The sequence below is a fragment of the uncultured Rhodococcus sp. genome, from assembly GCF_963525155.1.
In the GTDB taxonomy this organism is placed as follows: domain Bacteria; phylum Actinomycetota; class Actinomycetes; order Mycobacteriales; family Mycobacteriaceae; genus Rhodococcus_F; species Rhodococcus_F qingshengii.
The window spans coordinates 1-8,100 of the sequence record NZ_CAURKP010000215.1 but is presented as its reverse complement, the minus strand read 5'-3'; the positions used below and the strand labels follow the sequence as shown (position 1 = coordinate 8,100).

The window sequence follows — 8,100 nt, the reverse complement described above, 5'->3', positions numbered from 1 at the left end:
GCGGTTGGGCGTCCGTTCACCCTCGAAGTACGGAATCATGACCAGCCCGTCGTTTCCGAGGGGCGCCGTCAACGCCAACCGCGACAGTTCGGCGTGATCGACACCGAGAATGGACGCCGTCGCATCAAGAATGCGCGCGCCGTTGAGAGTGCACACCAGCGGCAAGTGCAGGCCGGTTGCGTCCGCGAATCCTGCCACGTTCCCGCCGGGATCATGCGTGGGGGTGGCCGATACAGCCGAGACGACGCCGGATGTTCCGATCGAGATGATCACGTCACCGGGAACTGCCCCCAAACCCAGTGCGGCTGCGGCATTGTCACCGGTGCCAGGCCCGACAATACCTCCGGAACGTGTACTTCCGATCTTTTCGTTCGGCGATGCAACTCGGGGAACATGCGGGGTTCGACCGCGAAATGCCAACGCCAGCAAATCTTTACGATATTCGCGCGTCGAGGCAGCATAATAGCCGGTTCCACTGGCGTCGCCCGCGTCGGTGGCAAGCTCCTCGATCGAGCCGGACCCACCCAACTTCCAGGACAACCAGTCATGCGGAAGACACACCGCGGCAGTGCGATCGGCGTTGCCGGGTTCGTGATCTGCCAGCCATCGAAGCTTGCTTGCCGTGACCGCGGCGACCGGAACTACACCAACTGCGTCGGCCCACGCCTTGGGTCCGCCGAGCTCTTCGACCAGATCGGTCGCAGCCTTCGCCGACCGAGTGTCGTTCCACAGCAACGCCGGTCTGACGACCTCGCCGCCACTGTCCAGACACACCATGCCGTGCTGTTGAGCTCCGACCGATACGGCTGCGACGTCGCCGAGCCCACCCGCTGCGGCGATTGCACTGTCCATCGCCTCGAGCCAGCATGCCGGATCTATCTCGGTACCGACGGGATGCGCCGCCCGCCCTTCTCGTACCAGCTCTCCCGAATCGGCATCACGGACAATGACTTTGCACGACTGGGTAGACGAATCGATACCGGCTACGAGGGTCACACTGGCGTCCTTTCCGAAGGACCGTCAGCTCGCGTTGGCGACCGCGGGCATCCGGTTGCTGCGCTTACGCAGCGATCGCACATATTCTGCGCGCTCGGTCTCCGTCATTCCACCCCAGATGCCGTACGGCTCGTGGACGGAGAGTGCGTGTTCGCGGCACTGCTGGAGTACAGGGCACGTCGCGCAGACCTTCTTGGCGTTGCGTTCACGGTTCTCGCGGGCGTGTCCACGCTCGCCGTCCGGATGGAAGTACACCGCGGAATCGTGCCCGCGGCACGCTCCCTGCAGCTGCCAGTCCCACACTTCGGCGGTCGGGTACGGCATCGGAAGGTGCTTGTGCATGATGGCGACCTCAATTCCTTACTCGGGTGACACGGATTCGGGTGACACGGATTCGGGTGACTCGCGGCTTACGCCGGGTCGGAGCTATCGACGCCTGGCCGATCGACCGAGTCGATGGGCACAGAGCGTTGCGAGTTCGCCGGTGACCGGCGGAGTCAGCGCTACGACGCCGTCGTCGAGAATTGCCTGCAGCCTGCGGAAATACTCGTCCGGGGCGAGGCCGAAGGTTACAAAGATCTCTTCGTCAGGTCCACCGTCGAACTGCTGCCACTTACGTGCGAACTCGACGATCTCTTGTGTATCGGTGCGGCTCATCAGGTTCTCCCCTGTTTGTGCGCCCTGCTTCACAGAAACTGCGACTCGTCTCCTCGGACGCCCGTGGCAGTGAGTCAAGACACAGACTATGCCTACTTCTGCTTTTTCACAAGACCTACTTACGTCTTTTTGTGGACAAAGTATGCGAACTTTCGCACGCTGAAGTTACCGACGAGGAATGCTTGAATAGGACAATGACCCGACCGTCCACGACTCCGGCTACCGCGGGAGAGGTATTCACGCTGATACGCAGCGGTTCCGCGACCACGCGCAGCGAGATCGGGAAGCTCACCGGCCTGTCCAGGACGGCGGTATCGGCCAGGGTTGCAGCACTTCAATCGCTTGGTTTGATCGCCGATGACGACGAGGGCCCGTCGACGGGCGGCCGGCCGCCGTCCACTCTCACCTTCGCGAACTCGTCCGGCGTGGTTCTCGTCGTGGCAATCGGTCGATCGCGGGCACAACTTGCCGTCACCGACCTGGCGGGCACGATCCTCGCGGCAGAAGACATCGACAAGTCGGTCGGGGTCGGCCCCGACGAACTGATGCCCGAAATTGCCGAGCATCTTTCGTCACTACTGGCCCAGGTCCACCGCGCGTCTACCGAGGTCATCGGAATCGGGCTGAGCATTCCCGGAACGGTCGACGTCGCCGCGGGAGCAAGCCTCGACTCTCCGATGATGGCGGGGTGGGACGGAGTCGCGCTTGCCCCCTATCTGGCATCGGTGACCACGGCTCCGCTGTTCGCGGACAACGATGCCAACGTGATGGCTCTGGCCGAATTGAGCGAGCGACGCGAGAGTGCGCCCAACCTCCTGATGATCAAGGCGTCAACCGGCCTCGGCGCGGGAATCGTCATGGGCGGAGTCCTCCAACGCGGTTCACTCGGAGCGTCCGGCGAGATCGGGCACACCAAAACCGCTGCAGCGCGGGGCATGAAGTGTCGCTGCGGCGACGTCGGCTGCGTCGAAACTGTCGCCAGCGGTTGGGCTCTCGTGCACGCCCTCCGAGATCAGGGCCGAAGCGTCGGTCACGTGCGTGATGTCGTCCGCCTCGCCCTGGACGGCGACAGCGAAGCCCGCCGGCTCATCAGAAGCAGCGGCCGACTGATCGGCGACGTCATTTCCGGCGCGGTCAATCTCCTCAATCCCGAGGTCCTGATCATCGGCGGCGACATGGCCGAGGCGGACGAACTCTTCCTCGCCGGGCTTCGGGAGTCCGTCTACGGCAACGCAACGGCGCTTGCCACCCGAAAGCTTCAGATCGCTTCGGTCAGCCACGGCGCACAATCCGGCATCCTCGGTTGTGCGGTTCTCGTCCTCGACCATCTGCTCAGCGCCAGGGAAATCGATCTGCGGATCGCGGCGTCACTCCACACGTGAGTCGCTGACTTCTCGCACGCTCCGCATCAAACAATCAGACTTTTCCGGCATCGCTTGTGTTGACGCTCACACTTCTGCATAATTCATTACCTACCGATCATTCGGTTGCCGATATCGACGATGAGATCGCGCAGGAACGCTCCGAGTCAGCCAAAAGCATGCACCGAGCACACCGGCAACGTCGCAGATCGAACAGCGTTTCTCCCCTGTTCCGACTTCGCAGTTTCACCGTGTCGGTGAACCACGTGACTGGCAGAAAGTAGCTCGATGACCACAACCAGAACTGGCACCAAGCCCGCCGCGAAGGAATACGACCGCGCCGCGATGGCGTCGATGGTCGGCACCACCGTCGAGTGGTACGACTTCTTCATCTACGCCCAAGCTGCAGCCCTGATCTTTGCCGACCTGTTCTTCAAGCCGATGGGCTCGGCCGGCCAGATCGTCTCCTACGTCACGGTCGGCATCAGCTTTGTCTTCCGTCCTCTCGGTGCCATCGTGGCCGGCTATCTCGGCGACAGGCTCGGCCGCAAACGTGTCCTGGTCGCGACGTTGGCGATGATGGGTGCCGCGACGGTTCTCATCGGCGTGCTGCCGACGTATGCATCGATCGGAATCTGGGCACCGATCCTGTTGATCCTGCTTCGCGTCGTCCAAGGATTCTCGACGGGCGGCGAATGGGGCGGGGCCGCTCTTCTTGCCGTCGAACACGCACCCACCAAGCGTCGAGGATTCTTCGGAGCGTTCGTACAGATGGGAGTACCGCTCGGAATGTTGCTCGCCACCGGCGTTTTGGCACTGTGCACGTTCACCCTCACGGACGAACAGTTCACCACCTGGGGATGGCGAGTGCCGTTCCTGCTCAGCGTCGTGTTGATCGGCGTCGGCTTCTACATTCGAAGCAAGGTCAGCGAGTCACCCGTATTCGCCGAACTCAAGGAACGCCGCACCGAGAGCAACACGCCTATCCGAACGCTGTTCAAGAAACACCCGAAGAAGGTCGTACTCGCGGCGCTGTCCTTCATCGGCACAAACGGCAACGGCTACATGGTGATCGGCGGATTCATCGTCGCGTACGCAACCAAGACCTATGGCCTGGGTAAGACCGAACTACTGATTGCCACGCTCGCAAGTGCCGTCACGTGGGGCGTTTTCACCATGATCGGCGCCTACTGGTCGGATCGACGCGGCCGCACCACGGTGATGAACGTGGGCAACCTCGCAATGGTCCTCTTCGCGGTGCCGTTCTTCCTCCTCGTCGACACCGGGAATCTCGGCTGGATCTACGTGGCGATGATCCTGTTCTCGGTCGGACTCGGGCTGTCGTACGGACCTCAACCCGCGTTGTTCGCCGAACTGTTCCCGGCTTCGATCCGTTACAGCGGTGCGTCGATCTCCTACGCGGTAGGCACCATCTTCGGCGGCGCCTTTGCTCCCACCGTCGCACAGTGGCTTCTCGGCAAGACCGGTGGCACCCTTGCCATCTCGATCTACCTCGCCCTGCTGGCCGCGGTCTCGTTCGTCGCCACGATGCTCATCAAGGATCGATCAGGACGAGACCTGATGGTGTGATCGACCTGAATGTGGACGCCCAACGGCGTCGCGATGCCGGAGTTTGTCAGCCGAACTTTCGAATGGCGAACTCCGGCAACTTCTTCGCAGCATTCGCTGTACGCACGATCTTGTGGTTCTTGCCTCGCATCAGCGCCAGTTGGATCCGCGATTCGATCCAGAACGCGCCGCGAGGCGAGCGGTTCCAGGTCTTGTGCAGCAACGACTTCGTCGCTGCGACGGCGTCCGGCGAGCGAACCGCGATCTGCGACAGCAGTTCCTGTGCCGGCTTGATCGGATTGTCGCTGACTCCGCTCACGAACCCCCACTCGAGAGCCTGATTTCCGTCGAACAGTTCAGCAGTCATGGCGAGGCGTTTCACGACGTCCATTGCCGCGAGTTCGCGCATCGTGACCGTTCCGGTCATGTCGGGGATCAATCCCCACTTCGCCTCCATCACCGAGAACGTGCAATCGGGGGTGGTGAATCGAAAGTCTGCGGCGAGCGCCAATTGCAGTCCCCCGCCGAAGCAGTGCCCGTGAACGACCGCGATGACCGGCACGGGCAATTCGCGCCACACCCAGCACGCGCGTTGGAAGAGGTTGGTCTTCTGACCGGGAAACTTCGCGAAGGCCTTTGCCATCCGCCTCGGCTGCTTGCCCGCAGAAGCGAAGTCCAACCCGGCAGAGAATGCGTCACCCGCGCCTTGCAGAACCACGCCCCGAATCGAACGATCGGTTTCGATCGTTCGAGCGGCATTCACCAGCGCGTCGAGCATGTTCAGATCGAGACCGTTGAGTTTCTCCGGTCGGTTCAGCGTCACGTACGCCACCGACTGCACTACCTCGACACGAACACGATCACTCACGGCAACTCCTCCGATTCGACATATCCCCGACGAACTTACCTGAGAGTAAGTTCCCCGGGGATTCGTCATGCCATCTCGGCAAGAAGTTCCATGGTCTCTTGCCCGGCCGGGTCCGAATCAGTGGATGACGGTACGGCCACGACGGTGTCCACACCCGCCGCTCGGTACGCCTCGAGTTGCGCGCGAGCATCGGCCGCAGTTCCCACGATTCCCACCGCCGCCACCATGGCGTCGGAGACCTGACTCGAGAGCTCTCGAGGCGCGGTCCCGGCCCTGGCTGCCTCGATCACGTCCGCGAAGCCTGCGCGGACGAACATGTCCGAGTATCCGGGGGCAGCGAGATACGGCACGAGTCCACGTCTGAGTTGATCGATCGACATCTGAGTTGGGCCTTCGGTTGCCACGGCCGCCGGCGCCCACACCGACACCTGGGGCATCACCGTTTCCGTCTCAGCCGCGATCTCCTTGCACCGTGTGATCAGACGACCGGCCTGCTCCGCACTCACCAGATTGAGCACCAGTTCGTCACCCAACTCCACGGCGGCCCGAAGAGCCTTGTCTCCGAATGCCGCAACGATCAGCCGCCCACCTGGCGGCTGAAGTCGCAGCCGATATCCGCTGGTCCGCATCACCGTTCCGGCGACTTCGCCCCGTTCACCGTTCATCAGCGCTCGCACACCGCGGGCGGACTCCGCAAGTGCACGTGCCGCCCCGGATCTGCTTCGCCCATGCCATTTCTCGACCACGACAGTGCTGGAAGTACCCAACGCGATCGATACGTCACGCCCGGTCAGGTCGGATACCGACGCTGCCCCGATCGCGATCATCGCCGGATCACGAACCGTCACCGCGAGCGGGCCGACCACTAGTTCGGAGTGCTCGAATCCGGTGCCGACTGACGTCGCCAGAGCAAAGGCGTCGTACGTCGCCATCTCCCCCACCCACACTCGACCGAACCCGAGTTTGTCGGCGAGGCGTGCAGTAGCGGTCACCTCCTGCGGCGGACGGTCCTGCCACAAGCCCAGGGAGATATCGATCGTCGGCAGTCGGCTATTCGAAATCCCGCTATTCGAAATCCCGCTATTCGAAATCGGAGACAAGACCCATTCCCTTCAACAGTGTCGGACGGTCGTAGTACTCGAGCCACTCGGTGATCCGTCCGTCTGCCATGCTGAGGATTCCGACAACAGGAACGACGCCATGGGTACCGTCGAAGTGGAAGTCGTCCACTCGCTGCACAAATACCCTTCCGTCGATCACGCCGAGAGACTCGATCTTCAGTGTGATCCGTTCACACTTGCTTGCCAGTAACGCAATTCGGCCCGCAACGGCCTCCTTGCCGACAAGAGGTTCCTGCATGACACTGTGGAGCACACCGTCCTCGGCGAACAAGTCGACGACGCGTGTCCAGTCCATGACGTCCCACGCCTGGAACATCTCACGCGCCAACGCAAGCTTGTCACTGTCGTTCATCACACTCATGCCACACTCTTCTGTCGAAGCTCACGCTTGAGTATCTTTCCGGTCGAATTGCGCGGCAGTTCTTTCCGAATCTCCAGCCGCTCGGGAAGTTTGTACGACGCGATGCGCTTGTCCTTCAGGAACGCAACCAGAGCATCGAGTTCGAGTTCCGTCTCGGGTCGAAGTGTCACCACTGCTGCGACGCGCTCACCGAGTACTTCGTCGGGGTCGCCGATGACGGCCACATCCGCAACGGCCGGATGCTCGGCGATCAATCCCTCCAGTTCGGCTGGGGCGATGTTCATTCCACCGCGGATCACCAGGTCCTTGCCTCGATCCAGGTAGCGTAGGAATTGTCCGTGATCACCGGCAATCTCGAAGATGTCTCCGGTGCAGAGGAATCCGCGCTCGTCGAACGGAGACGGCCGATCGCCGAGATAGCCGGCAAAGACCGTCGGTCCGCTGATTCGCAACTCACCCGGGTGCCCGACTTCGGTGATGTCCTCGCCGGTGACCACGTCGACCAAGCGCACGTCCATCCAGTCGGAGATTCTGGTGCTCCAGCGAAAGTTCTCGACACCGAAGCGGGGGAAGTACCGTGCGCGGTCGTCCGGATCCGGCATGTCCGCAGGCGAGGAGAGCAGACTGATGCCTTCGTTGGATCCGAAGAAGTTGATGACTCCGATTCCGTATCGCTCCTGCCATCCCCGGACCATCGGAGGTTGCAGTGGCACCGAACCCGAACCGATCCGAGTCAAGCTCGACAGGTCGACCGCCGCGAGCATCGACTCGTCGGCGAGCAGCATCCACAACAGCGCAGGCGGCGCTACCGTGTACGTCACGCGCTCGGCCTCGATCTGCCCGAGGAAAACTCGAAGATCGAACGGGTGGTGCTGTACCAGTACACATCCCGTGCGGAGCCACGGCAGGAACATTCCGTTGATTCCGGCCATGTTGACCATCGGGAACGGGTTCAACAAGACGTCGCCGACGACGATGTCGGGAGCGTCGATCGTGGCCCAGCAGATGGCCAGCCACTCGTAGTGCGAACGTGGGACCCCCTTCGGTTCGCTTTCGGTCCCGGAGGTCCAACAGATCGTCATCGCATCGTTGGGGTCGTTGGGATCTTCGGTGATTCGGACATCCAATTCACTGCGCTGTGTTTCGGTGGCCGCCCGAGGACTCAGC

At 62.1% G+C, this 8,100-nt stretch carries 9 protein-coding genes; 2 read left to right on the top strand and 7 right to left on the bottom strand.

The features are described 5' to 3' along the window. The 3 genes from RWT78_RS26055 to RWT78_RS26045 form a co-directional block, all read right to left on the bottom strand. Positions 1-996: FGGY family carbohydrate kinase (locus tag RWT78_RS26055; RefSeq protein WP_314681897.1), on the bottom strand; the 996-nt coding region annotated here is incomplete at its 3' end. Positions 997-1,020: 24 nt separating this feature from the next. Beyond that, the gene (locus tag RWT78_RS26050; protein WP_003946343.1) at positions 1,021-1,338 is read right to left on the bottom strand and encodes a WhiB family transcriptional regulator; all 318 of its coding nucleotides are present in this window, start codon (positions 1,336-1,338) and stop codon (positions 1,021-1,023) included. Between the two features lie 84 nt (positions 1,339-1,422). Further along, positions 1,423-1,653, bottom strand: coding sequence for a DUF3263 domain-containing protein (locus tag RWT78_RS26045; protein ID WP_054831666.1), 231 nt, complete (start codon positions 1,651-1,653; stop codon positions 1,423-1,425). A gap of 194 nt (positions 1,654-1,847) precedes the next feature. Here RWT78_RS26045 and RWT78_RS26040 point away from each other — a divergent pair, with 194 nt between their 5' ends. Next, positions 1,848-3,035 (top strand): ROK family transcriptional regulator, encoded by a 1,188-nt coding sequence (locus tag RWT78_RS26040; RefSeq protein ID WP_003946405.1) that lies wholly within the window; start codon positions 1,848-1,850, stop codon positions 3,033-3,035. A 267-nt stretch (positions 3,036-3,302) separates the two neighbouring features. Next, complete coding sequence (locus tag RWT78_RS26035; RefSeq protein ID WP_003946408.1) at positions 3,303-4,604, top strand: MFS transporter; 1,302 nt, start codon at positions 3,303-3,305, stop codon at positions 4,602-4,604. A 46-nt stretch (positions 4,605-4,650) separates the two neighbouring features. Here the strand turns inward: RWT78_RS26035 and RWT78_RS26030 are convergent, their stop codons facing one another. The 4 genes from RWT78_RS26030 to RWT78_RS26015 form a co-directional block, all read right to left on the bottom strand. Beyond that, complete coding sequence (locus tag RWT78_RS26030; RefSeq protein ID WP_314681891.1) at positions 4,651-5,451, bottom strand: crotonase/enoyl-CoA hydratase family protein; 801 nt, start codon at positions 5,449-5,451, stop codon at positions 4,651-4,653. 65 nt (positions 5,452-5,516) lie between these two features. After that, on the bottom strand, positions 5,517-6,470 hold the full coding sequence (locus RWT78_RS26025) for an LLM class F420-dependent oxidoreductase (protein ID WP_269764114.1): 954 nt from the start codon (positions 6,468-6,470) through the stop codon (positions 5,517-5,519). A 61-nt stretch (positions 6,471-6,531) separates the two neighbouring features. Next, complete coding sequence (locus RWT78_RS26020; protein ID WP_054825548.1) at positions 6,532-6,933, bottom strand: nuclear transport factor 2 family protein; 402 nt, start codon at positions 6,931-6,933, stop codon at positions 6,532-6,534. Continuing rightward, on the bottom strand, positions 6,930-8,100 hold a 1,171-nt coding region (locus RWT78_RS26015; protein WP_314681886.1), incomplete at its 5' end, for a fatty acid--CoA ligase family protein. The genes RWT78_RS26015 and RWT78_RS26020, both read right to left, overlap by 4 nt.